This window comes from Oceanobacillus sp. HCA-5259 (assembly GCF_037892815.1).
In the GTDB taxonomy this organism is placed as follows: domain Bacteria; phylum Bacillota; class Bacilli; order Bacillales; family Amphibacillaceae; genus Oceanobacillus; species Oceanobacillus indicireducens.
This window is the reverse complement of record NZ_JBBKBV010000003.1, coordinates 75573-99001: the sequence shown is the minus strand read 5'-3', so window position 1 is coordinate 99001 and position 23429 is coordinate 75573. Positions and strand designations below refer to the sequence as shown.

Genomic DNA, 23429 nt, shown 5'->3' with positions numbered 1-23429 from the left:
GAAAAGGATGGCACAGAAATTACTCCTGTTAACCTATAGCAACCAACTGCATAAATGCCATTTAACAGACAACAATTCAAGAGATATTACAATTGGAAATGCTTGGACCGACGACATTACATATACAAATATAAACGAGACAATCAAGGTGAATTGGAACGGGTCTGTTTGTGAAATAGAGGGAAATAAATGGCATGACCACTGGCAACAGTCTGTTTCAGGTGAACCGATGGAGTTTTATTTACTCGATAATGAAAAAAGAAAAATTTATGATATTACTGGAAAAAACACGATTACCATTGGTGGCGATGCATACGCTGATATTAGGATAGAAGGACTTCAAACTGAGTTCGTATTGATTAAACAAGCGGATGATAAGGAATTCACATTGAATGTTCAAAAGGGAAACGTCTATCATAACTTCTCTATCGTAAGTGAACATGTCCACGTGCATTTCGGAGATCATTTATTTGCAAATGGTATTTATTTGATAATTGGACAGAAAGAAATCCAGTTAATAGACTCCGGTAGAGAGGTTACAACTAAACTCGTCACCCTTCCGGAAGTTGAACATCCCTACAAAGGAGATTACCCGAATTATCATCGTTCACCCAGGATCATTTATAGAGAACCGGAAGAAAAGAAGGAGTTAGCGAAACCGTCTAACAAGCCATCCAAGCCGAGTGAACAGCTAGCACGTACAATTGTACCATCCCTTGTATTGATTGTGGCTCTTGTACTTATTTCATTTGTAAATCCTAGAGGAATTTATATCATCGTGATGCTTGCTGTCACGGTAACAACGATTATATTCTCTATTACATCCTACGTGAAGAATGTACGTAAATATAAACGAGATATGATAGAAAGAGAAGATACCTATAAAAACTACCTGCAACGGAAAACGAAGGAACTTTATCAAACGAGTGAAGAACAAAGACATGCATTAAATTACCATTATCCAGACATAGAGGAAATCCGTAATATGGCAGTTAATATGGAATCAAGGTTGTATGAAAAAACCATGTTCCATCATGACTTTTTATATTTCCGCACTGGCCTTGGAGAGGTGGAATCGAGTTTTGAAATTAATTTTAATGAAGAGGAGTTTACTCAAGAAAAAGATGAATTGGTCGATCAAGCACGTGAATTGCTTTCCCAATATCAACGAATCGAAAATGTTCCGATTGTGACCTCGTTAATGAAAGGTCCAGTAGGGTATATCGGCCACAGGCAATTGGTTTTAGAGCAGCTCCAATTATTGGTCATGCAGCTTTCCATCTTTCATAGTTACCATGATTTGCAGTTTATTACTATTTTTCCGGAAGAAGAGAAGCATGAATGGGATTGGATGCGCTGGCTACCTCATGCAAGCATGAGGGATGTAAATGTCCGAGGTTTTGTATACCATGAGCGTTCAAGGGATCAAGTGCTAAACACAATGTATCAGATTCTGAAAGAGCGAAAACTTATTCTGGATGATAAAGAAAATAGCAATGAAAAGACGTATTTTACCCCACATTTCGTTGTATTAATAACGGATGAAAAAATGATTCTGGACCACACGATTATGGAATTCTTTAACGAAGATCCAAGTGAGTATGGTGTCTCTCTTGTTTTTGTCCAAGATGTGATGCATTCCTTACCGGAGCATGTGAAAACAGTCATTGATATTCGGGATGCCAAACACGGGAATATCATCCTGGAAGAGGCAGAACTTGTTAACAAACGTTTCACACTCGATCACTTTAGAAGAGATTTTAATAAGGAAGATGTTTCCCGGGCATTGGCACCGATTAATCATTTACAAAGCTTAAAAAACTCCATCCCTGAAAGTGTTACATTCCTGGAAATGTACGGGGTTGAGAACGTGGAGGAACTAGCTATCGAACAGCGCTGGAAGGCGAATGAAACATATAAAAGTCTAGCGGTTCCACTTGGATTAAGAGGAAAAGAGGATGTTGTTCAGCTGAACCTGCATGAAAAGGCACACGGTCCGCATGGGCTCGTAGCAGGTACGACAGGTTCTGGTAAGTCGGAAATTATTCAGTCCTATATCCTTTCGCTAGGGGTAAACTTCCACCCGCATGAAGTAGCCTTTTTGTTAATTGACTATAAAGGCGGGGGAATGGCGAATTTATTTAAAAACATGCCCCACCTTGTTGGAACGATTACGAACCTGGATGCCGCCCAGTCGATGCGGGCACTTGCTTCTATTAAAGCGGAATTACAGAAGAGACAGAGGCTCTTCGGAGAACACGATGTGAACCATATTAATCAGTATCAAAAGCTTTATAAACAAGGTGAAGCTAGTGAAGCGATGCCACATTTATTCTTGATTTCCGATGAGTTTGCTGAATTGAAATCCGAACAACCAGACTTTATGAAAGAACTTGTATCAACGGCGCGTATTGGCCGTTCGTTAGGAATCCATTTAATCCTAGCAACGCAAAAGCCAAGCGGTGTGGTGGATGACCAAATCTGGTCGAACTCTAAATTTAAGCTAGCCTTGAAAGTGCAAAATGAAGGAGATTCCAATGAAATTCTAAAAACACCAGATGCCGCGGAGATTACATTACCTGGACGTGCATATTTGCAAGTTGGTAATAATGAGATCTATGAGCTTTTCCAAAGTGCATTTAGTGGTGCCGATTATGTACCAGATAAAGATAATCATGCGTACATTGATACGACAATCTATGCCATCAACGAGCTTGGTCAGTACGATATTTTAACGGAGGATTTAAGTGGGCTTGATCATAAGGAAAACATTGAAAAAGTACCAACAGAGCTTGAAGCTGTCATTGATTATATCGCGGATTATGCCAAAAAAGAGGACATCGAACAGCTGTCGCGACCATGGCTGCCGCCACTTCCTGAGCAAATATTCGTTGAGGATCTGCATCCATTGGATTACGAAGAGGAATGGAAGAAAGCTAAGAAGCCATTGAACATAACCATTGGAATGTTGGATCAGCCGGAATTACAGTCCCAATCGCCTCTCGAACTGAATTTGTCAAAAGATGGGCATATTGCTGTTTTCTCCAGCCCAGGGTACGGGAAATCAACGTTCCTGCAAACGGTTGTTATCGACTTGGTGCTCCAGCATAACCCAGCACATTTACATGTGTATTTACTGGACTTTGGCACAAATGGGCTGTTGCCGTTGAAGAATTTGCCGCATGTGGCGGATACGATTCAGACGGATGACGAGGAAAAAATCGGCAAATTCGTCCGCTTGCTGACGAAAGTTATCAAGGAGCGGAAACAAAAATTAAGCCACATCGGAGTCGCTAATCTGGAGATGTATGAACGGGCAAGCGGAGATGTGCTGCCGAATATCTTTATCGTCATCGATAACTATGATTCGGTCCGAGATGTGGCTGATGCGGAAGGATTTGAAAAGCTCATTACACAAATCGCCCGTGAAGGTGCAAGTCTCGGATTGAATTTGGCCATCAGTGCCGGCAGACAGAGTGCGATGAGAATGCCACTCTTATCGAATATCAAAATCCAAGTGCCGTTATACTTGATTGAAACGTCAGAAGTGCGCTCGATTGTTGGTAGAACAGATATCGAGCATGAGGAGATACCGGGTCGTGGGCTAATTAAACTGGAGGATCCAGTGCTGTTTCAGGCCGCTTTGCCTGCACGGGGATATGAGCCAATGGAGATCATTGCTAATATCCAAGGGTTGGCGAAGGAAATGGGGGGAAGCTGGCAAGGAGAAAGACCGAAGGCCATCCCGATGGTCCCAGAAGTTCTCGATTTTGAACAGTTTAGACAATGGAAAGAAACGAAAGAGATATTTGACGAAATGGATGTATCCATTGCAGTTGATACGATAGATGTCCAGCCTGTGCGAATCCGTCTGCAAAAAGAATCCCCACTGAAGGTGATAGCAGACAGTCATGCGAAAGTGACGGATACGGTAGGCAATCTCATCGACGCTTATATCGGGCAGGAGGAGACAGAAGTCATCGTAATAGATAATGAACAGTACAATTATGTTTCCTATAACCAGACTGGATGCAGTTATGGGGTCGGGAAGGAATACTTCGAACAGACTTTCCAGCATATCGAATCCGGCTTCCATCAACGTAAAAAGGTGATGAGTGAATTAAGGAAAAATAATGCTTCTTTAGATGAACAGAGTGCGCTACTTAAGGAAATGAATCCCGTTGTTATCTTTATCACGGACTATGCCATCATCAAGAATACATTGGACCGCATGCTAGAGGACAGTTTCCTTACGATTTTACGTCAAGCGAAGGAATTCAACATCTCCTTTGTATTTGCGGGACAAATCACGTCATTTGAAGGGTATGATGATATATCGAAGTTCCTGCGTGAGTCAGGTTCGTCCATCTTGTTCACCGAATTGAAGAATCAAAATCTCTTTTCCGTGTCGAATCGGATATTGTATGAGAAGAATCTGGAACCTTACGAAGCGTATTACATTGAGAATAATTTACAAATGAAAGTCAAAACAGCCAAAAAAGGAGGCAGGATATATGAACATGTTGAAAGTTGATGATTTATCGATCGGTTACCATCAAGCTGATTTAAATGGAAAAGTGGCGATATCACTGAACATCGGAGCAGGCTTTGCATTAAGAAGGGCAGAGGTCGACGGGGAGGAAATCCTGCTCGGCTCTGCCGCGGCAAAAGTGTACGTCAACTATGTGAAGGCACGGATGAATGAGTTATACGACATCCCTGTCGCAAGCAGTACAACGATGAATTCTATGAGCCTCTACTGGGAGTCAGACCCTGAGCACTATAAGAAAGAAATCCAGCAACTCCTCAACGAACTGTTTCTCATCCCAATCGACTGGGAAAGGCTGATGCAGGAGAAGAAGGATACGATGGAGCGTTATCAGGAGAATTACAAGAATTTGGAATTCCGCGGGCGAATGAAAATGCTGGAATTTACAAATGCGAACAAGAACTTTGAGATGAATCAACTTTCCAGCGATTTAATGGGCCTGAATAAAGAGCAGATTGAATTGCTGCGAAGCCACCTCTGTTTTGCGGATAATATGTTCCTGTTTGTCCATGGTGATGGAACGGCCGCCGAGTTGGAACAGCTGACAGTACCAAATCACGAGAAAAAGGATGTACAGGGAATTTACTCCCTATCGAATTGGCAATACGAGCAGGACGTCACCTTGAAAAAAGCATCGAAAGGCAGCTATCAATGCGGCGCTATTAAATTCGAAAGACATCCGACCAATATCGATTTAAGCATAGAGCATGCGGTACTTTCGATTATTGGGGAAGTCCTTTTCAACGGAAGATATGAAGTGCATGTTGACCGAGTGGACGCGGCAATAACTTATTTCGAAACATCGTTAAAAGAATATAAGCAAGATGCCTATGCCTGTTTGACAGACGAAAGTATAGATGCAGGTAAGTTCGCTATTGCGGAGAAGATCAATCGAATGGTGAGTTCCCAACCAAAACAATTCGTCTTGATGGCAGGAAAGATGTACTTTGACCGAGTGGATATCTATCAATGGATGGCAGCTATCCAACAGATGCATCCTGAACAAATCAAATTCTTCTTGCAGGAAAGAGATTATAAAATCAGAGAAGGTTATCTGAATTATTATAAGGGGGAGAATAGGTATGTCGGCTAACGAAATATTCATTGATCCGACGAGTTATGATTCAGAAGTAGACGCCTTTAAAGGCACAACAGAGAAAATAGCATCAAGCAATGAATTTGATGTCGCAGCGGTTAAACGGCAAACTTTATTGGATGCGATGGATACCCTGGAGGAAGTTATTGAGACATATAAAAGCTGTGTCGATGATTATGTGGAACTGTCTACAAAAGATGTGGCAGAGCTGAAGCGATTGAAAGAAATGTGGGTACAAGCAGATGAGATGATTGCAAACGATATCGGATAGGGAGGTGACAACCAGTGTCAAGATTAATTAATGAGGAAATCAGTGAAATGAAGGAGAAAATGGCCGACTACCAGGATACGATTTCCCAAGTGGCCTATGAACAATTTAAAACAGCAACTGTTTTAGCGAATACACTCAGTTTGAGAGGAACCACAGGTGATTCCTTTAGAACCTATATGAATTTGGTGCACTTGAATTTGACCCAGAAGATCATCAACATTGCCGAGGAGATCCGGCAAGCCGTCGATCAAATGGAGACAATCTTCTTAGACTTTGAAAGCCATGCTTCTGGAAAAGTAGAAACCGATACGCTGGAAAGGGTAACGGAAAAGGTACAGAACTCGAACAACGTTTTTGATGCGCTTGACGGGAAATCAGGAAATCTCTTGAGTAGAGCGTCTAAATTTATCGCAACGACTAATTTGCCTAGTCAGACGGTTCAAGCCGGCTACCGTGATTCGATTCAGCAATTGAATACGTTTAAACAGGAATTGAGTCAGACAGACAGTAGAGCAGCTAATGATCTAAGCCGTCTGGTCGAACGGGTGGAAACATTGAAGCAGCAGATTGCTGATTTATCCACCGTTTATCGTAATCAAAACGGCATCAATTATGATAAGATAGGGGATATAACAAGTGAAGCGTGGTATTCCAATGAGAATACTGCAGCATTTGCTGATATGGTTGAGGATGATCCCTTTGTTTCAGAAACGACTAGACATGCTTTTTATGAAGACCAATGGGTAGCTGGGGTAAATGGAGATGTCTTTGCTTCCTATGATCATGCACTATTTTACGCCGATGGTTCCCATAAAGTGGAAAATGGTGTGACAACTTTTCAAGGAGGGGCTGGTGTCTATCAGGGAAATGGTCATGCACAGGTGACGGACTATTTGACAGCAGATGGCACGGTGAGTGTAGGTCAAGTCAAAGGGGATGTCTCCTATGGGAATGGCATCGCATTAAATGCGGAGGGGCATGCTGCAAAATTAGAAGGAACAGCAATGCTAGGAACGGAAAACTTCAATGGACATGTCAGTGCCAGCGCGGAGGCTCTTTCAGGGGACGCCCACTTTGTCATTCAACCGAAAGATGACAATGGGGAGTATAAGTTCCACATTGGCGGGGGTGGAGCGTTGTGGAAGGCTGAAGCTAATGCTGGAATTGAACTTTTTGGCGTTAAAGATATCAGTAGTTCAGCGAAGGATTATAAAACGGACAACTCCGCGCAAATGTCCTTATTCGGTGTCGATATAGCAGGAAGTGTTGGAAAACAAGTTAGTGCCGAACTGGAAGCATCAAGCACAAAAGTGTTTGAAACGAAGGTAGTGGATGTGCATGCGGATAGACTGAAAATCGACCTGTCATTTGGTTTAGGTGTGAAGCTAGATCTACAGTATCCAACGTTGAATTGGAAATGGCCTTGGTAAATGGATAAAAAGTTGAGGTGAATGGAATGTCTGAAATAGAGTCACTGCGAACAGATTACAGTAGAAAAGAGCAAGAACTGCAAGCTTGCACGAATGAATTGGGAGTATTGCAAGGTAAAATTGCGGAAATTGACCAGATTATCGAGGATTTTATCCAATTCAAAAGTGACCTTCGGGAGCATCGTTCCGAATTCAAGCAACTCGCTGATGAATCCTATGATTTATGGCAAGGAGAATTATACGAACAGTATCAAGATGACATGAAGGCTGATTTATATTCCTCCAGTTTAAAAGAATATATCAGAAAGGTTGATGATAACTTAGACAATTTAAATAATGAAAGAATGAGATTACAAAATGAAGTTTATAGTACCGAAGGATTGATTGGCAATATCAAGTCTGCAATCAATTGGCTATCTACAAAAATTTCAAATCTATTGAATTGACCTTATCTGATCAAGGTGGTGTGAAGGTTGGAGAAAATAAAAATCGTACTTGCAAAAGCGCATAAAGAGCAAATGGAAAATCCCGACATCCAACAAGAAGTAGTGGATGTACAAAAATTCTTTGATGAGAACGACTTCCGCTTTAAAGAAGGGGCGGTTCATTTTGTGATTTTACGTGGAAACTATGAACCTATCGATAAATCGATGACTGTAGCCGGAGTGTTCGTCAATCATTCCGGCACGCCTATCAAAGCGTTGAAAGGAAGTTTGCACATCGAACTTAAAGAAAATAATGAAGCTTCATTTCCAAAAATGGACTTTCAATTCCCGCCGGAGTTTTTAGGGGAAATCAAACATAAAGAAGGATTCATCATCCACGTAAAAGTACCGGCAGAAAGAATGCCAGAAGAGAAACGGTTGTATCAGGCAACAGAACTCGCCGGCAGGATTGATGATATTCAGGTCATTCAGTAATGGGGGACACGAGAAACAAGCGTAAGAAGGAGCCGGTAAGATGACAGATGAAAGCAAACTATGGACTCTATTAATCACATCGTCCAGGAAGGCTGCCCGTCTAGGCATCATTATTCCGATTATATTTGCACTAACGGTGGTTATTACTGCTTTAACAGGAGTTTTCCTGCCGGATACATATGAGGGTTCCATCCAGGTGTTGAAGATTGGCTTAAGTATCGGCTTTTCGATTATTCTAGTATTCTACCTGATCACTTGGTTCTCCTGTCTGGATTTTTTAAAGGAAACGAAGCAGCAAGATATTGCAGATGAAAAACTGCGGAGACTGATTGTAATGAATCGTGTCAGCTGTATTATATTTATGATTCCCATCATCTTTTTCGTCGGCCTGTTTGGATTCTTTAAAGTGAAGACATTCGCTGAAGGAAAGGTGCAAAAGGGAACGTTAGACCAAATTTTATATCATTATTTCATTGATAAATAATGAAGCTTAGGAGAGATAGGAAGTATGAAGAAGATAATTGGTATCCTAGTAGTCGGAGTATTATTCTTATCCGCTTGTACCGATGGAGATACGGAAGAAGTTGAATCCGACAGCGGACAGACGGAAAAGACCACGGAGCAGGTAGAAGAAAGTAACGGACAATCAGAAGGGAATCAGGGAGAAGTAGAAGATTTGACATTACAAGTGACGAAAGTGGATGAAGAGGCAGGAGTCACGATTGAAAATAGTGAGATCTATCAGGAGCTGAATGAATTCGTTAAAGAAAATTCGAAGTTTGGTACGCCGAATGACTTTTCCTTGCTATCGGTCTCCATGGTGGAGGATGCGGAGGGGAATCAGCAAATGCTGTTCCTGGGAGTGAATCGGCTCGGTTCACCAGTGAAAAATATAACGTTTGATATCACGTTAGGCAGCACAGAAGGTGATATGGTCTGGGAGGACTTCCCAGTCACATTGGATGAGGAAAATGCAGGAGTGTTAGAAACTAATGCAGCATTACCAATTTTCCTGCCAGTCACTTCACAAGAGCAAATCGATGTGATGAACACCATCAGTCAGGAAAACCTTGTGATGGAGTTTAACAACTTCAACTTTGAAACGGTAGATCAGTAGACATTGATAGAGCCTCACAGCAAGTGAGGCTCTTTTCAACAAAGCGATATGGCGTACATCGAAACAAGGTATGCCGTGTAGACAGAAATGGAGGTGCGGGATGAAAGCAAGATATGTATTATCTACAGCCTTTTTAAGCCTAATAATCAATGGAATCAGCCTCTACAACCTTCCGATTGGATACATTTCCATCTTCGTCATGTTGCTCGTATTCATCCCCAATCTATTTTTGAAGATCATTTCATTCGGAAAGAACAGGAAAGCGCAGGGGGCTAATCATATACTGGTGAAAGCTGCGGTTGATTTTGAGAAAAATACTCACTCGAAAATCCCTTATATTTTGTTGATGGTGATGATGTATATCGGTGGCGGTGCGTTAATTTTTTTCCAAATCTATCAATATGATTATATCGATGCCCTTGTCACGGGCAATATTCACTGGTCTGTTTTTTATACCGCTGCCCCATACTTGATTGGGACGGGATATGTTCTCTTTGCCGCAAGCCTGGTGATGATGACGATTCATTTCCGGAAAATTTTCCGTGAAGCAGGTATGTTCAAGAAACATGAGGGTTCCAAGTATGTGGAAAGTAATTGCGGATCATCTAGAAGATGAGTGAAGAGGATGTAGTAAAAGTCGGAAATAAAAAGTAATCTCAGAAATAAAGGTGGAGTTCTTATGAAGGATAAGAATGTACGCACGGGAAAATTATTATCAAGAATCGGCGGTATCATTTGTTTAGCTATCGCTGGTGTCATGCTTTTCATTAGCATGGTGACACCAGTAGCCCTTAAACTGAATGGAGAACAATACTTCGTGAGTCTATGGGAGATGGCCAGCTACCCGTCAGCTTTTCTATTCTGGATGGGGATTTTATTTTATCTGGTTGTTTTAGGTCTGGCAGGGCTCTTCATCAGCAAGAAAGTTTCTGTCATGCCGACAAAGGGTTATGGAATCACGTTGATACTCTTGGGGTTCCCTGCTTTACCGATTATGGGGGCCGGCGTGTTTTATATCATTGCTGGGGTACATATTGTTCTTGCGGCCGGAATGAAGAACCTGCAAAACTCGATCTGATTTGATTTTGCCATGACTTTAAAGGTTTCAGCGGGACATACAGCTTACTTGAAAATACCTGAGTAGGGTAAGGGAATGGGTGTCTTCGTTTAACCAATTGTATCATCGAAAAAATACAATCATTTCAGATATAGCAAATACCAAAAATGTAGTTATATAAGTTGAATTTAACATCATTGCTGTAAACGGAGCCAATTGATGATTGTCTCCGGATACTAATTAAAATCATTGATGAATTTTCTGCTTTCAGTGCTATTTTCTGTACGTTTGGGAAAAAAAGACATTATTAATTAAGGGTTTTTTCAGCCATTTCCATAAGCCTTCAATTAGATTAAGTCCGGGGCTGTACGGTGAAAGAAACACGAGTTCAAGCCAATCTTTATTTGGTGAGACGGGTAAAGAAATAGGAGAAGCCGTTTCTGGATTCTTTGGTAATCTAGGTTCTGTATTTAGTTGATAAGAGAGTCTTGAGGAGTGAAATGGTGAATTATAAATTAATTCCTTTTTATAGAGAGAAAGAGCTGTATACTCTTTTTTATGATCATGAGAATAGCCATATGTATAAATTACAACATGGAAAAAAGTCATTTGCAATGTTTTATCTCGTAATTCTGGCAGTGTTATTTGGATCACAGTATCTTGATCGTATTTACCAAGTTTATAAAGGACCATTCATAAATATTATATTATTCATAGCAGCTTTAATAATAGGCTACATCATTGCAAAAGTGATTTACGATAACTATTATATTCAGGATACAAAACGGAAAGTTATATTCGATGCTCCTACTTTGCGGGAATTTGCTATGAAAGCAAAAAAACAATTTCGTATTGAAATCTATGCTTGTCTATTTGGAGTAATCGTGGCTATTCTATGTTTTGCTTTGTTTTTTTCAATTAACAGGATACAACCGTTACTAATTGGTTGTTTCAGTATTTCTGCTCTATTTATAATATTTTTTATGAAGCCTTTCAGGAGATTAAAGATGCTAAAAGGGTTTATAGAAAATGAAATAAGCAATGAAATAAGTATAAAATAAAATCGCCATAAGTCTTGACATATGTATAAATGGAAGATAAAAAAGGAGTAATTTATAAATAGATATTTTACCGATTGGAAGTATCGTTAGACTGAAAATGTAGAATCAAAGTTAATGATTTTAAACAAAGCACCACTTTATAACCAAGATGGTATGGAAATTAGAAAAAATCACATTTAATAAAAGCTTGCAGTTAACCCATGGCAAGCTTTTTGAGCGCATTACTGTATTTCCCTGGCGAACATAATCTATACTAAAAGTAGAACATTAAAACTCATGCTTGAACAATTATTAAATGTCTAATAAATCAATGGAGGGGAAGCATTGGATAAAAAAGTAACGGAAACGCCAAAATTAAAGCCAATTGAGTTGAAGCCGCTTGAAGAATTAGAAGGGTTTGAGCTTGGTGCCTCGGGTGGATTCGTCTGTGATATGGAAACTGGAATATGCGGTCCGGTGAATAAAGAGAAGGAGAAGAAATAATGAAGATTACGATTTGGTCTGATTTCATGTGTCCGTTTTGTTATATCGGTGAGGCACATTTAGAAAAAGCATTGGAAGAATTTGAACACAAGGATGAAGTTGAAATCGAATATAAGAGCTTCCTTCTCTCACCAGATGCAGCTCACAATCCTGATAAGAATTATCATGAGACTTTTGCTGATTTAAAGGGGACGTCTGTTGAGCAGGCGAAAGGAATGTTTGAAAACGTTGTAAACATGGCGAATGATGCTGGGATTACCATTGATTATGATACTGCGAAATTTTCAAGTACTATTCCAGCTCACCATGCTTTCCAATATGCGAAAGAACAAGGGAAAGGGAATGAATTTTTCAAACGCTTCTATAAAGCACATTTTGCTGAAGCGGAACTGCTTAGTGATGAAGATACGATTGGGCGCTTAGCTGCTGAAGTCGGTGTTGACAGAAAAGCGGCACGCGAGAGCATTCAGGATCAAAGCTATACGCAAAAAATAAATCAGGATATCCAAGAAGCCGGTCAAGTTGGTGTTCAAGGTGTTCCATTTTATGTGTTCAACAATAAATATGGGGTGTCGGGTGCACAGCCTGTTGCTCAGTTTAAACAAGTGCTGGAACAAGTCTGGCAGGAAGAGAACGAACAATAAATAAGGAGAAAAGAAACGAAAAGCTACGAGTTTTTCGTTTCTTTTAGCTTATAAAGATATCATCACTATACATAATTTTTTTGTCTGCACAAATAATAATTATGGCGGTTTCGAGTAGCAAGAAACCGGAACATTTCAAGAGAGTGGTGGTTTGATGAGCGGATATCGTGAAAATGATATGCACGATGCGATGGAGAATAAATTTCTTCCCATGTATTCCATAGCAAGCGGAGTGGGAGTTAAAGTTCTACCTGATCTATATTGTTATACAAACCAGATCGTAAATATTTGTTTGGTCGGTGACGGTGCGGATGATTTTGTATTGATTGATACCGGGATGCCTGAATCATCAGGCCGTATAATCGAGGCAATAGAAGAGCGTTTCGGTGCGGACAGTAAGCCGAAAGCAATTATTTTGACACATGGGCATTTTGACCATGTTGGGGCTGTTGTTGATTTAGTTGAGAAATGGGGCGTGAAAGTATATGCTCACGAGAAGGAGTTGCCATTTTTAACAGGTAAACAAAGCTATCCGGATCCGGACGGGACGGTGGAAGGTGGGCTTGTTGCAAAAATGTCACCTATGTTCCCAACGGACCCTGTAGATTTAGGCAGTCATGTAGAAGCCTTACCTTCAGACGGTACAGTTCCGCATATGCCGGAATGGAGATGGGTGCATACTCCAGGTCACGCGCCGGGACAAATTGCACTGTTCCGGGAAAAAGATCGCGCACTTATTGCGGCGGATACCTTTGTCACGGTGAAACAAGAATCCTTGTATAAGGTAATGACACAAGAATTGGAAATCAGCGGCCCTCCAAGATATTTAACGACGGATTGGAATGCGGCGTGGGAATCTGTGAAAAAGCTTCAAGAATTAAATCCTTCTGTCGCAGTGACAGGTCATGGAGTCCCTGTTGAGGGACAGGAACTAACAGATGGACTGGCACGTTTAGTAAGTGACTTTGATAAAATTGCGATACCTGATTACGGAAGATATGTGGATGGTGAACATTAGAAGTTGTTTGACAGTAAAAAGTTTTTATCATTATAATAACCTTGAAACCCCCGCGTTTAAACCCGCGGGTTTTCAAGTTTAAAAAATATGTATTTAGGACAGGTTAAACGTGAACTAAATTTAGAGAATGATTGCCGTTCTATAGGAGGAGTATGATTGTCCCGTAAAGAAAATGCTGCGTTATTATTAAATGAGTATGAGAATATATTTATTTGCCCAGTATGTGGTGGAAAGGTAGAAGTTGTAGATCATAAAAGTATGATTTGTTCGAATCGGCATACGTTTGACTTTGCCAAGCAAGGGTATATCAATATGCTGACCCGTTCAATGAAGGTTAATTATGACAAGGAATTATTTGCAGCTAGGCAGCGCATCATCATGAAGCATAATTTATATGATCCCTTACATAGACGGTTGTTAGAAGTAATCCAAGCAGAAACTGAAAGTCATTCACGTTCCCTTCTGCTTGACGCGGGAGCTGGAGAGGGGTCCCATTTAACGAAAATTTTAGATCAAAAGGAAGGATCAGTGACTGGAATTGGCATCGATATTTCCAAAGAAGGGATCCGGCTCGCTGCGAGTAAATGTGATACGGTGATGTGGCTTGTTGGTGATTTGGCAAACATACCGATTAAGAATGATGTGCTTCATGCCATTATAAATATATTGTCTCCAGCGAATTATCAGGAATTTAAACGGGTATTAGCAGAGAATGGATTAATGATCAAAGTGGTACCGGGTAAGAACTATTTAATTGAACTGCGTGAGGCGATTTTAGATGAGCGAAAGCATTCCTTTACGAATGAAGAGACGATTTCCCTTTTCAAGCAGCATTTTTCTGATGTGAAGACGGAGGAACTGACATATACGAAGGCGCTAAACCAAGCGGAACTCAATGATTTAATTAAAATGTCACCTCTTTCTTGGAATGCAGACCAAGAATCGATTAATAATTTACGAAAACGGGAACAATTTGAAATAACGATTGATTTATCTATTTTAATTGGTAAGAACAGATAAGAAGGAGTGGTTGTAGTATGATTGGCGGCGTAGAAATTGATATGGTCGTGACAGATAGTCTGAAGGCATTGGAGTTGTATGAAAAGGTTTTTGATGTGGAACCGATTGAAGTATCTGATTTTCCAAAAGGAGAGAATGAGGTTGTCTTCAGTCTCTATGATGTCCACTTTCATATGTTGGATGAAAATCCGACCTTCGAGTTGAAAGCCCCGACACCGGATGATCCGCGGACAATCTGGTTTAACGTATTAGTTGAAGATATTCAAGCAACATATAAGAAAGCATTGGAAGCGGGCTGTACGGAAATACAGCCAGTGACTGAACTCCCGGATTACGGTATCGCCAATGCCATATTTATTGATCCATACGGGTACCAATGGATGATTCATCAGATGAAACAGGAAGTTAGTCATGATGAAAGCCTAGACTTCTGGGAAGAAGAACGATTTTAAGAATACACATCGGGACATTGGGGTCAGAACACTTGTCCCACTTTTGGTGGGACAGTTGCTCTGACCCCTTGTCTTGCTCCAGGAACTTATGGCAATATAAGAACTAGAGGTAAAAATGGGACAAAGGCTCTGACCCTTTGTCCCAATAGGGAGGTGAGATGGTGAGGGTTTTGATTCCTGGGGCGATGCTTGGGGTTGTTCGTTATGTTGTTGATGTGAAGAAGAGTGATGAGAGGTTACTTGGTTATTTTGATAAGACAGTAAAGGAGATTGGCTCACGCTATGAGATGAGCGAGATTGCAGAGATTCCTCATATTCGGGAGACGCGGGAAGCTTACAAAGCTTTAGGAAAATCTCCTTCTCAGTACCGTAATGCGGCTGAAGCGATGCTGCGCCGGATTGTGAAAGGTAATGGCTTATATAAAATCAATAATGTAGTGGAAATCAATAATTTAATTTCCATTCGCTCTGGATATTCTGTTGGTTCTTATGATAAACATGCTCTTAAAGGAGAGATTGAATTGCGTCCGGCTCCAGCTGGTGAACGCTATGAAGGGATTGGAAAATCTGATCTTAATATTGAAAACCTGCCCGTGTTATTTGATGAAGAGGGAGCCTTTGGTAATCCTACGAGCGATAGTAAACGGGCAATGATTCAGGAAGGAAAGCGGGAGGTTATGAGTGTAATCTATGCTTTCCACCTGGAACAAGAAGAATTGGAAAAGTGGTTAGCGGAATATCGAACGTTACTTGAGCAGTTTACAGATGCAACAGCAATCCAGACGGAAATTATTATGACAAGTAAATAAAAAATTAAAAAGAGAGGTTCTACAGATTGACCTCTCTTTCTTTGTCCACTTATCGGATATCATTTTCCACACCTTTATGACTTTGATTGTATTGATTCAAGAGCTTGTGGATTTTTTATTCGAAACATTTCCACCTTCCTTCGCACTTCCTTTCTAACCAACTATTCCTTTTCCCATAAAAAATCCAAAAAAATATTAAGCATGAAGGGAATTTATGATATTCTATATCTTAAAGGAAAAATCCTCTGACAAAATTCGAGGTATAAACTAAAATCAATTAGCATGGTCAATGGGTCACAGTTCGGATTTTGATACATAAGTTTTTTATCCTGCTTGGTCTCTTGGCGTTAGGGAGGAAACACAATGGGAGAAAGAATCGTTATTGCGTTAGGTGGAAATGCAATTTTACAACCAGGGCAAGAAGCAACCTTTGAAACACAATTTGAAAATGTCCGTAAAAGTGCAGAGGTCATTGCACGGATTATTAATAAAGGACATACGGTCGTCGTTACGCACGGGAATGGTCCCCAGGTAGGTAACATTTTGAGGCAGAATGAGGAAGCAAAGCATGTTGTTCCATCCATGCCACTCGTTATCTGCAGTGCGGAATCCCAAGGATTTATAGGTTATATGCTTGAACAGGCATTAAGAAACGAACTGCTAAAATTAAATAATGAAACTCCGGTTACAGTCATGTTAACCCAGACGGAAGTTTCAATTGATGATCCAGACTTCGACGAACCATCTAAACCAATTGGTGTCTTCTATTCGGAAGAGGAAGCGAAACAGTTAAGCGCGGACAAAGGCTGGACGGTAAAAGAAGATGCGGGAAGAGGTTGGAGAAGAGTGGTAGCCTCACCAGAACCGAAGTCGATTATCGGATCTAATACGATCCAGCAATTATCGGAAATGGGAACAATCGTCGTTGCGAGTGGTGGCGGTGGTGTTCCTGTTGTAAAAAAAGACGATGGAACGTATGAAGGGATCGATGCTGTTATCGATAAAGATGGCAGCGCCTTTAAGTTAGCAGAAGAAATCAATGCAGATTTGTTCATGATTTTAACGGATGTAGAGAATGTATATATCAATTACGGGAAACCCAATCAAGAAATACTTACCGAAGTTACGTTGGAAGAAGCGAATAAATATGTAAGTGAAGGACACTTCTCAGCAGGCAGCATGGGGCCTAAAATGGAAGCAGCAATCAAATTCGCCCAAACCGGAAAACGCGCCATCATCTGCTCCCTTGATCAAGCCGACCAAGCTATGCAAGGAAAAATAGGAACACATATAATACCAAAAGCGCAAGCACGCGTTTAGGAGCGACTGAACTGGACCGCGGTGCAGGAAGATAAAGGAAACACGCCGAACGCAGAGAGGCGATGTTGACTTTCACCACAAGGGTATAAGTGCGACTAAGCCTCTGGCCAAGCCAATCGGCAAGTCTACTTTATCGACCGGAAGCGTGGGAAGTACAGTCGGCTCCTGCGTGCTTAAGCTAGACGAACCAAAAGCGCAAGCACGCGTATAGGAGCGACTGAACTGGACCGCGGTAGCCCCGTTGGAAAACGGATAGTTATAGGGCAAGAATTAGGGCCCTTCGTGTCATAAAGATACGTTTTTCGAATAAATTTATAGTTTGCCCTTTATTTTTTGGACGAAGTAAGTTAAACTATTAGTAGCCAAAAAGTTGATAAGAGCACCACCAAGGAGGAGTCTGTCACCAAGGGCGTAGTATGCCCATTTCAGACTCCTATTTGTGTTATTAAAATAAGTGATGAGGGGGGAGCTGGGCTAGGTTTGTATGACGTGAGTTCGTCATTTAGCAGTTTACATATAAGATATGCAAGAAGTAGATAGAAAACTATTGGAATTATGTGAAAAGGGGAGTTCTTCATGATTGTAGGATTAATCATTATTTTGCTTTTAGTTCTATTTCTGCCATTTACAAAATTGGTGGAAAAAAATCTGGAAATATTCCTGTTTATTATGGGGGTAGCTTCTGTACTCGTTAGTCAAGTCTTGGATTGGCCACTCATTAAAGAAGCATTGGTGCACCCGATTAACATTACGATAGCTGTTTTAATTGCAGGTCTTTTGTTCCGCTGGTTTAAAGGTCCAATTGATAAAGGGACACTTTCAATCAGTAAAGCGATGCCATATCGTGTTTTCATTGCATTGTTTGTTATTATTTTAGGTCTTATTTCCAGTATTATTACAGCGATTGTTGCCGCAATTATTCTTGCTTCGATTGTCGCTATTTTACGACTGGATCGTAAATCGGAAATTCGACTTGTTATTTTAGCTTGTTTTGCGATTGGTCTTGGTGCTGCACTGACACCAATTGGTGAACCGTTATCAACTATTACAGTTGGCAAACTTAATGAAGATTTCTTTTATCTTCTAAGACTGGTCGGTTCTTCTGTTATTCCATTTGTTGTACTTTTTGGTATTGCAGCAGCCTTTGCCGTCAAAGTTCCTGGTGAGTACGACGGATCAGGCTCAGCAGATGACTCAGAGGCTGAATCTTACTCGGAAATTGTTATCCGAAGTGCGAAGATTTACTTATTTGTTATGGCTTTAACATTTTTAGGTGCTGGATTTGAGCCGTTTATTGAAAAATATTTACTTGGTTTAAGTCCGTTGATCTTGTACTGGATTAACATCTTATCAGCGATTTTGGATAACGCTACATTAGCGGCTGCAGAAATTAGCCCTGCAATGGATGGATCGACAATCCGAGCTATTTTAATGGGGCTGATGATTAGTGGTGGAATGCTCATCCCTGGTAATATCCCGAACATCATTGCTGCGGGTAAATTGAAGATTACAAGTCTTGAGTATGCCAAATTTGCTGTACCAGTAGGCTTGGTAGCAATGGTTGGTTACTTCATCATTATGTTATTTACATTTTAATGAATGGAAAAAGATAACGTATATTTACGGACTGTATATCCCCCAACCTTGACATTTTGGTTTACCCTTTTGTTTAGAGATGGGGGTATTACAGACCGTTAATACGTGATAAAACCCCGTTTTGGAAAAATCCAATACGGGGTTTTTGTAGTGCAGTGGGACAAATGCACTGACCCCTTGTCCCGATTGTAGTGTGACTGGGGAAGGCGCTGTTGTGCCAGTTGTGCTATTTTTTATTTTTAAGTTTTGCGAGTTGTTCAGCGAGGGCGTTATTTTTAAAGCCGTCGTCCTGGTTTTTAAGATATTTGTTGACATCTCGTTTCGATACATTATGTTTTTTCTCTTGTTGCTTTCTTTTGTTGAAGGTGGAAAGTTTTTCCCGGTGACCACAAGAACAGGTGAAGATTTGACCTTCGCCTTCCCCGCGCAGTTCCAAGCGTTTATGGCAATTCGGGCAGCGGGCATTGGTGCGTTTTGCGATGTTCTTCTTATGTCCGCAGGAACGGTCTTGACAGACGAGCATGCGACCGTGTTTGTTCCTCACTTCAAGCATTAATTTACCGCAATCCGGACATTTCGTTCCGGTAATATTATCATGTTTGAATGTTGCATCCTTCGCTTTAATTTCCTGAATAATTTCTTTTGTATAATCTTTGATCTCTGCGATGAATTTATTTTTATTCAGCTTTCCGTCAGCAATAAGACTCAGCTTCTGTTCCCATTCAGCGGTTAGAGCAGGGGAGCGTAAATCTTCCGGTGCGAGATCAAGCAATTGTTTTCCTTTCGGCGTAATGAAAATATGCTTACCTCTTAATTCCATATATTCACTGTTAAAGAGTTTATCGATAATATCCGCACGTGTTGCGACAGTACCGATCCCACCTGATTTCTGTAACGTGCCGGCAAGATGTTTTTCATTTGCGTCCATATAACGGACGGGATTTTCCATCGCTTGTAACAAGGCGCCTTCGGTAAATCGTTCCGGTGGCTTTGTTTCACCGTTCGTTAGATTGAGGGTGAAATTTGTGAATGTGTCCCCTTGTTTTACATTTGGAAGGGATTGATTATCAAAATCTTCCTCATCAAAGTTCCGATCGTAAAGTGTTCTCCAGCCTTGGTTTTTAATGATTCTCCCGTTCGCTGTAAAAGCTTCTCCGGAAATCCTTGCATGAATTGTTGTTTGTTCATATTCATAAGGGTCCATTAAGACAGCTAAAAAACGTTTGACGACTAAATCATAAATGCGGCGTTCTTTTGCATCGAGATTAGACAAATAGACAGGCTCTTCAGTAGGGATTATGGCGTGGTGGTCACTTACTTTCGAGTTATCCACGACAGACTTCGGGAGCTTTTTAATCCCTTTTCTAAGAATCATCTGAGCCTCTCGGGCATATTGGTCAATTCCACATGCTTCGAGCCGCTCGCTCAATGTTGGAACAATATCCGTTGAGATTACTCTTGAATCGGTTCTTGGGTAGGTTAACACTTTATGACGCTCGTAAAGGCTTTGCATAATTGACAAGGTTTGTTTACCAGAAAATCCGAATAGTCGGTTTGCGTCTCGCTGCAACTCGGTTAAATCATAAAGTTGCGGAGCATATTTTTTCTTGGCAGCCTTATCGATTCGTTCAATCGTCAGTGTTTCACCTTTTAAGGATTGGAACAGTTTGTCTGCTTTTTCTTTTTGGAAAATACGGGAATTATTTTTGTCATCCCGCCACGTATACGTGACTCCACCGGTAGCTTTCGCCTGCAGACCGTAGTAGGTTTTCGGTTTAAATTCATTGATTTCTTTTTCCCTTGCCGCAACCATGCCAAGTGTTGGTGTCTGTACCCGCCCTGTGGATAGCTGAGCATTGAATTTCGTTGTAAGAGCACGGGTTGCGTTCAGGCCAACATACCAATCTGCTTCAGAGCGAGCAACAGCGGAGGCGTAAAGATTTTTATATTTATCACCTGGCTGCAGTTTCTTGAATCCGTCACGAATCGCTTTATCTGTGACAGAGGAAATCCATAATCTTTTAATTGGTTTATTGACTCTTGCTTTATCGATGATCCAGCGGGCAACAAGTTCACCCTCGCGCCCAGCATCCGTTGCAATAACGATGTCCTTCACATCTTTCCGGTTCAACTGGCTTTTAACGGATTGGAACTGTTTTCCAGTTTTCTTAATTACAACTAATTTCAAATGGGGTGGAAGCATTGGAAGATCATCTAGCTTCCATGTTTTATATTTATCATCATACACTTCCGGATCGGCGAGCGTAATTAAATGACCGAGGGCCCAAGTTACAATATAATTGGGTCCTTCAAGGTACCCATTCCCTTTTTTATTACATTGCAGAACATGAGCGATATCGCGTCCGACAGAAGGTTTTTCAGCTAGTACTACTGTTTTACTCATTTGTACAATCCTTTCTTCTCGTAAAAGATGTCTCTTTCTACTTTAACATATATACGCGTGGTTGGTTACTTATGATGTTAGCTAAGAATGAAACCTATTTCGGCTTATAACCGTCTTACTATGTAATGTATTTTAATTTTACAGGGGAGGGGCTTGCTTGATGAAAATGAGAGTTGTGTTACTATGCTTCCTTTTTATACTCGCAGGCTGCGGGGCAGCTAATGAAGTGACAAATGAAGGGTTAGAGGGCTATGAAGTTAAACAAACGTTTGATGAAACGATAGAAGACAATTTTGTGTTCCGGCTTGTAAGTGGCAAGGAGGAATATGAAGCGGGCGAAGAAGTGGAATTATATGGAGAAATTATATATATCGGTGAAGGTGAAGTCGTGATTGCCCATGCTTCTTCAGCGGTATTATTTGAGATCAAGGAACAGGTACGGGACTATGAACTTCCGTTTGCTGTGCAGGATATTCATATAGAGACGAAGCTTGCAGCTGGGGAGCCGTACCGGGAGAAGTATGTAAAGCAAGGAGTCTTTTCTTTTGAAGATGATGGTGAGCAGTATGCGGGATTTATTGAAGATTTTAAAAAACGGCGTGATTTTCCACCTGGATATTATACGGTGACCGCTACTACAGCGTTCTCTGATGGGACCATTCAAAGGGAACTTGAGGCAAAGGTTGATTTTAAAGTATGGGCGGAAGAGGAAGAAGAGTGAACGAAAAGTGGGACAGATGCTCTGACCCCCTGTCCCACGCTTGGAGGTAGTTTCATTGCGTATGCTATAATTATAGGAAACGGAGGGTGTCGGAATGTTTGAAAGAAAGTCGATTCAATTACAGGAAGCGGTTACAAGGTTGATGAAGTTTGCAAATCCGGGTGAAATGGAATACCTCTCTCCATTTGACGCGACCGGTTTTTATCTGGCGGAGGACTTAGTTGCCGATCACCCGGTTCCACCGTTCGACCGCTCGCCCTATGATGGATTTGCTATACGTTCAAGCGATACTGCTCGAGCAACAACCCATAATCCGAGTGTGCTCAAGGTTGTGGGAGAAATTGGTGCGGGGCAAGTATTTTCTGGAACGGTTGGGGAAAAAGAAGCTGTCCGCATTATGACCGGTGCGGCAATTCCTGATGGCTGTGACGCAGTTATTATGATTGAAGCTGTGAGAGAAATCAAAATAGACGATAATCCTCATATACAAGTTCGGAGACCAATGAAGGCGAACAAAAATATATCTTTTACTGGGGAAGATGTGCAGCAAGGGACGGTTGTTGCTGAAGCTGGAAAGTATATAAATCCGGGTGTTATTGCGTTGCTTGCGACATTCGGTTACACGCAAGTTCCCGTTAGAAAGAGGCCGGCGACAGGTATTCTCGTTACGGGAAGTGAATTGTTGGATTTGGATGACCCACTAGAGCCAGGGAAAATAAGAAATAGTAACGGCTACATGATTCATTCTCAAGCACTCCGGGCTGGGGCAGAACCAATTTATCTTGGGAAACTAAGCGATGACTTGGAAACGAACTTTGAAAGTATCACAACAAACTTGAAGAAGGTGGATATCCTGATTACCACAGGTGGAGTTTCTGTAGGTGATTATGATTTTATGCCGGAGATTTTCAATCGACTCGGTGCCAATGTGCTCTTTAATAAGATCGGAATGCGTCCGGGAAGTGTGACGACAGTGGCGGAAAAGAACGGGAAGCTTATCTTTGCCTTGTCAGGGAATCCATCTGCCTGTTACGTCGGCTTTGAACTCCTCGCGCGTCCATTCATCCGTGCGGTTTTAGGTGCTAGGCACCCTTTCTCACCGCGAACAACGGCTATTCTTGGGGCGGACTTTCTAAAAAAGAATCCGTTTGACCGTTTCGTACGTGGCAAGCTCGAGCTGAAGCATGGAACGCTCTTTGCTACTCCGAGCGGGTTGGATAAATCAGGTGTTGTCTCTTCTCTTGCTGAAGCGGACTGCTTGATTGTTTTCTTAAAGGGAAGGAAAGAATCAAAGAAGGGAGAGCAGGTAGAAGTAATCTTACTGGATTCTAAAGAAAGTATTTCAATGGAAGATTTTTTCGCGGATAAAGGATGAGAGACAGATGAAAGTTTCACTTATGCTAAATGAAAGGGATCAACAGTTCCTTTGCATCCATGAATCTCGATCGGGCTCTATTTCGT

22 protein-coding genes and 1 pseudogene are annotated in these 23429 nt (G+C 41.2%); 21 read left to right on the top strand and 2 right to left on the bottom strand.

The features are described 5' to 3' along the window. Positions 1–7 precede the first annotated feature (7 nt). The 10 genes from essC to WKU33_RS02875 all read left to right on the top strand — a co-directional run bounded on the left by essC (position 8) and on the right by WKU33_RS02875 (position 10461). Complete coding sequence (essC, locus tag WKU33_RS02920) at positions 8–4534, top strand: type VII secretion protein EssC (protein ID WP_340453128.1); 4527 nt, start codon at positions 8–10, stop codon at positions 4532–4534. Then, positions 4515–5642, top strand: a complete 1128-nt coding sequence (locus WKU33_RS02915) for a hypothetical protein (protein ID WP_340453126.1) — start codon at positions 4515–4517, stop codon at positions 5640–5642. The genes essC and WKU33_RS02915 overlap by 20 nt, the downstream gene beginning before the upstream one ends. After that, positions 5632–5916 carry a hypothetical protein gene (locus tag WKU33_RS02910; RefSeq protein WP_340453125.1) on the top strand — a complete coding sequence of 95 codons (285 nt, stop codon included), beginning with the start codon at positions 5632–5634 and terminating at the stop codon, positions 5914–5916. The genes WKU33_RS02915 and WKU33_RS02910 overlap by 11 nt, the downstream gene beginning before the upstream one ends. A 14-nt stretch (positions 5917–5930) precedes the next feature. Further along, positions 5931–7346 carry a T7SS effector LXG polymorphic toxin gene (locus WKU33_RS02905; protein WP_340453123.1) on the top strand — a complete coding sequence of 472 codons (1416 nt, stop codon included), beginning with the start codon at positions 5931–5933 and terminating at the stop codon, positions 7344–7346. 26 nt (positions 7347–7372) lie between these two features. Continuing rightward, positions 7373–7792 (top strand): DUF5082 family protein, encoded by a 420-nt coding sequence (locus WKU33_RS02900; RefSeq protein WP_340453121.1) that lies wholly within the window; start codon positions 7373–7375, stop codon positions 7790–7792. A gap of 27 nt (positions 7793–7819) precedes the next feature. Next, entirely contained in the window at positions 7820–8266 is a 447-nt protein-coding gene (locus tag WKU33_RS02895; protein WP_340453120.1) for a hypothetical protein, read from the top strand. Between the two features lie 40 nt (positions 8267–8306). Further along, on the top strand, positions 8307–8750 hold the full coding sequence (locus WKU33_RS02890) for a hypothetical protein (protein WP_340453118.1): 444 nt from the start codon (positions 8307–8309) through the stop codon (positions 8748–8750). A 24-nt stretch (positions 8751–8774) separates the two neighbouring features. Next, positions 8775–9383, top strand: a complete 609-nt coding sequence (locus WKU33_RS02885; RefSeq protein ID WP_156857071.1) for a hypothetical protein — start codon at positions 8775–8777, stop codon at positions 9381–9383. A 100-nt stretch (positions 9384–9483) separates the two neighbouring features. Next, positions 9484–9999: a hypothetical protein gene (locus WKU33_RS02880; protein ID WP_340453116.1), complete on the top strand. Its 516-nt coding sequence runs from the start codon at positions 9484–9486 to the stop codon at positions 9997–9999. A 63-nt stretch (positions 10000–10062) separates the two neighbouring features. Further along, on the top strand, positions 10063–10461 hold the full coding sequence (locus tag WKU33_RS02875; protein WP_340453113.1) for a hypothetical protein: 399 nt from the start codon (positions 10063–10065) through the stop codon (positions 10459–10461). Positions 10462–10731: 270 nt separating this feature from the next. Here the strand turns inward: WKU33_RS02875 and WKU33_RS02870 are convergent. Continuing rightward, a pseudogene (locus WKU33_RS02870) lies at positions 10732–10845 on the bottom strand (transposase); the annotation flags it as partial. Positions 10846–10943: 98 nt separating this feature from the next. Here WKU33_RS02870 and WKU33_RS02865 point away from each other — a divergent pair. From WKU33_RS02865 to WKU33_RS02825, 9 genes are all read left to right on the top strand, one after another. After that, a complete protein-coding gene (locus WKU33_RS02865; RefSeq protein ID WP_340453236.1) occupies positions 10944–11501 on the top strand; it encodes a hypothetical protein in 558 nt (185 codons plus the stop codon). A gap of 324 nt (positions 11502–11825) precedes the next feature. Continuing rightward, positions 11826–11984 (top strand): hypothetical protein, encoded by a 159-nt coding sequence (locus WKU33_RS02860; RefSeq protein WP_156857075.1) that lies wholly within the window; start codon positions 11826–11828, stop codon positions 11982–11984. Beyond that, complete coding sequence (locus WKU33_RS02855; protein ID WP_340453111.1) at positions 11984–12628, top strand: DsbA family oxidoreductase; 645 nt, start codon at positions 11984–11986, stop codon at positions 12626–12628. The genes WKU33_RS02860 and WKU33_RS02855 overlap by 1 nt, the downstream gene beginning before the upstream one ends. A 154-nt stretch (positions 12629–12782) precedes the next feature. Beyond that, on the top strand, positions 12783–13646 hold the full coding sequence (locus tag WKU33_RS02850; protein ID WP_340453110.1) for an MBL fold metallo-hydrolase: 864 nt from the start codon (positions 12783–12785) through the stop codon (positions 13644–13646). Between the two features lie 156 nt (positions 13647–13802). Next, positions 13803–14666 (top strand): putative RNA methyltransferase, encoded by an 864-nt coding sequence (locus WKU33_RS02845; protein WP_340453108.1) that lies wholly within the window; start codon positions 13803–13805, stop codon positions 14664–14666. 20 nt (positions 14667–14686) lie between these two features. Next, positions 14687–15118 (top strand): VOC family protein, encoded by a 432-nt coding sequence (locus tag WKU33_RS02840; protein ID WP_340453224.1) that lies wholly within the window; start codon positions 14687–14689, stop codon positions 15116–15118. 161 nt (positions 15119–15279) lie between these two features. Continuing rightward, complete coding sequence (locus WKU33_RS02835; protein WP_340453106.1) at positions 15280–15927, top strand: B3/B4 domain-containing protein; 648 nt, start codon at positions 15280–15282, stop codon at positions 15925–15927. 363 nt (positions 15928–16290) lie between these two features. Further along, complete coding sequence (gene arcC / locus WKU33_RS02830; protein WP_340453104.1) at positions 16291–17247, top strand: carbamate kinase; 957 nt, start codon at positions 16291–16293, stop codon at positions 17245–17247. 576 nt (positions 17248–17823) lie between these two features. Beyond that, positions 17824–18843, top strand: coding sequence for a DUF1646 family protein (locus tag WKU33_RS02825; RefSeq protein WP_340453102.1), 1020 nt, complete (start codon positions 17824–17826; stop codon positions 18841–18843). A 226-nt stretch (positions 18844–19069) separates the two neighbouring features. On the opposite strand, the gene WKU33_RS02820 is transcribed toward WKU33_RS02825, so the two are convergent. After that, a complete protein-coding gene (locus WKU33_RS02820) occupies positions 19070–21247 on the bottom strand; it encodes a DNA topoisomerase III (protein ID WP_340453100.1) in 2178 nt (725 codons plus the stop codon). A 157-nt stretch (positions 21248–21404) separates the two neighbouring features. Between WKU33_RS02820 and WKU33_RS02815 the strand changes: the two genes are divergently transcribed. Both WKU33_RS02815 and WKU33_RS02810 read left to right on the top strand, forming a co-directional pair. After that, complete coding sequence (locus WKU33_RS02815; protein WP_340453098.1) at positions 21405–21968, top strand: hypothetical protein; 564 nt, start codon at positions 21405–21407, stop codon at positions 21966–21968. Between the two features lie 94 nt (positions 21969–22062). Continuing rightward, positions 22063–23343 (top strand): molybdopterin molybdotransferase MoeA, encoded by a 1281-nt coding sequence (locus WKU33_RS02810; RefSeq protein WP_340453096.1) that lies wholly within the window; start codon positions 22063–22065, stop codon positions 23341–23343. The last annotated feature ends 86 nt before the right edge of the window (positions 23344–23429 follow it).